Origin of the sequence: Streptomyces sp. NPDC127092 (genome assembly GCF_042722475.1) — a bacterium.
Taxonomy (GTDB): Bacteria; Actinomycetota; Actinomycetes; order Streptomycetales; family Streptomycetaceae; genus Streptomyces.
On sequence record NZ_JBHXFE010000156.1, the window covers coordinates 1 to 1662 of the forward strand.

Below are 1662 nucleotides of genomic sequence, written 5' to 3' on the forward strand. Positions count from 1 at the left end.
CGCCGAGGGTTACGCCAGCGTGTTCGAAGCCGAGTCCTTCGGTGCGTGGTGTGCGGCCGGTACCGAAGATCACGACGTCTGCTGCCACCTCACCGGCTGGATCGCCGTCGCGTGTCTGAAGCTCGATGATGCTGTCGGCTCCCTCGCGCCGCGCCTGGACGGCGGAGGTGGCCAGCCGGATGTCGATGCCGGCCTCCTGCAGGTACTGGTGGGCAAGTTCCCCCACCCGGGGCCCTTCGCGGTCCAGTAACCTCTCGCCGCAGTGGATCAGGGTGATGGCCACTCCGAAGCGGGCCAGGAACGTCGCGGTTTCCACGCCGACGGCGCTGCCGCCGATGATGACCGCCCGCTCGGGGAGCGTGCTGGTGGTGTAGGTTTCACGGTTCGTCCAGGCCGTGATCTGGTCGATGCCGTCCAACGGTGGGATCACGGCGTCGGAGCCGGTGGCGATAATGATGTGCTCGGCTGTGATCTCGCGGTCTCCAGCCTGGATCCGGCCCGGTCCGGTAATCCGAGCTTCGTCCTTGATCACCACGGCGCCCTCTTTGATGTACCCGTCGACCTGTGCCTGGTCATCGAGGTTCCGGATCATGTAGTCCCGGTACTTTGCAGTGGCAGCCCAGTCCAGTTCGGCGCCGGAGACACCGGCGGCCCGTTGAACTTCCGTGCGCGCTTCCGGCGGCCGCAGGACGGTCTTGGAAGGGATACACGCCCAGTAGGCGCATTCCCCGCCGATTAGTTCCCGCTCGAAGACCACGACGTTCTTCCCGGCTTTCAGAAGCCGGTCGGCCGCGACCTCCCCGCCTGGGCCCAGACCGAGGACGGCAACATCGAAATGTTCACTCATGAGAATTTCTCCTTCAGATTCAGCGGATCTTTCCCGGCTCTTTCCGGTCCTTCGTCAACATCTCGCACCGGCCCCGGCCCGCCTCCTGCACCGGTACTGAACCCGTGCAAGCCCTCCAGTTGCCAGTGGTGGTCCGGCGGGTAGTGGTGGGTGGTCGGTTGGTTCAGCAGGCGCAGCTTTGGACGCCGTTGCTTACCTGGTCGGTGGCGGGTCCTGGTGTGTGGGTGAGCATCTTCTCAGCCATGGAGGATCCGAGTTCGTAGGCCTCTTTGACAGGCATGATGGTGCCGCCGGGGTGGGTTTCGAGCCAGGGCGCTGCGTCGTCGGGTGAGGCGAAGAAGTGGACCTGGTTGCAGAACGATGAGCGGACGGAGCTGATGTCCTCCGGGTTCACCAGGGACACCACGGCGGTGGCCGGCTCCACGCTGGTGACACCCATCGCTGTGACAGCCACCCGTACCGGGGTGCCTGTGGCCTGATGTGAGGATTCGATACGCGCGGATGCGCCCAGCAGGGTCGGGAAGATCAGGGTGTCCAGCGCGCACCAGGTGTAGAGTTGCTCACCGTTTACCTCGAACCGGTGCTGCGTGGGGCGCTGCGTCAGGCCCTGCCCGATGATCCGCCCGGACCCGTCGTACTCCGTGTCGCCCATCGCCTTGAGGGCAGTGCGGACTTCCTCCCCGGCACGGCCGGTCGCCGCGGCGAGGTCGCTCACGTCGACCGGGTCGCCCAGGGCGAGGAGTTTCAGTAGGGGCATCCACAGCCAGGGCTCCATCCCCGTCTCGTTGGACGCAAGCCGGTCAGTGACCTCGCTG

At 65.9% G+C, this 1662-nt stretch carries 2 protein-coding genes; both read right to left on the reverse strand.

Annotation, left to right across the window (positions count from 1 at the left end; genetic code table 11):
- A partial coding sequence (locus ACFWJO_RS38260) for an FAD-dependent oxidoreductase (protein ID WP_386872775.1) occupies positions 1–847 on the reverse strand: 847 nt, incomplete at its 3' end.
- 163 nt (positions 848–1010) lie between these two features.
- Positions 1011–1662: organomercurial lyase MerB (merB, locus tag ACFWJO_RS38265; protein WP_386872777.1), on the reverse strand; the 652-nt coding region annotated here is incomplete at its 5' end.